Consider the following 718-nt stretch of genomic DNA (forward strand, 5'->3'; position numbering starts at 1 on the left):
GTGCGCGCGCTGCGCCTGCGCGTCGACGCCGCGCCCGGTGGCGTCGCGCCGACCCTGGCGCGCCTGCGCCTGCTGGGGCCGAAGGCGGTGATGACGCCGATGAAGCGCTACCAGGTCGCCGCGCAGCGCGGCGCCACCCGCGCGTTGTTCCCGGCCTCGCTGCACATGCAGCAGACCTACTGGACCGCGGTCGGCATCCACGCCGGCCGGCAGAAATCGATCTTCGACGAGTACGGCAACCTGGAGGCGTGGAAGGGCGCGCCGCTGGTGCAGCCGCTGTGGCGCGACGCCTCCGGCACCGCCGCCGGCGCCGACGGCCATGCGCTGACCCACGCCTTGCGCGACGGCTGGAAGCCGATGCCGTCGGTGCGCTGGTCGCCGCAGCCGGGGCTGGAACTGCGCAGCGAGACCTTCGCGATCGAACACGACGGCCAGCCAGTGACGCTGCTGCGCCATCGCCTGCGCAACACCGGCACCACCCCGGTCAGCGGCACCCTGTCGCTGCTGGTGCGGCCGATGCAGATGAATCCGCCGTGGCAGAACGGCGGCCTGTCGCCGATCCACGACGTCGCCGTCGACGGCAACGTCGTGCAGGTCGACGGCCGCACGCTGCTGACCTCGCTGAGCGCGCCCAGCGGTGGCGGCGCCGAGGCGTTCGGCGCGAACGGCGCCACCGAGATCACCCGCCACGTCGCCGTCGGCACGCTGCCGGCGCAGC

The 718-nt window shown here is 74.2% G+C and carries 1 pseudogene; it reads left to right on the top strand.

Annotation, left to right across the window (positions count from 1 at the left end):
- Window positions 1–718, top strand: a pseudogene (locus tag D183_RS25360) (discoidin domain-containing protein); the annotation flags it as partial.

Origin of the sequence: Xanthomonas sp. SHU 199 (assembly GCF_000364665.1) — a bacterium.
In the GTDB taxonomy this organism is placed as follows: Bacteria; Pseudomonadota; Gammaproteobacteria; order Xanthomonadales; family Xanthomonadaceae; genus Xanthomonas_A; species Xanthomonas_A sontii.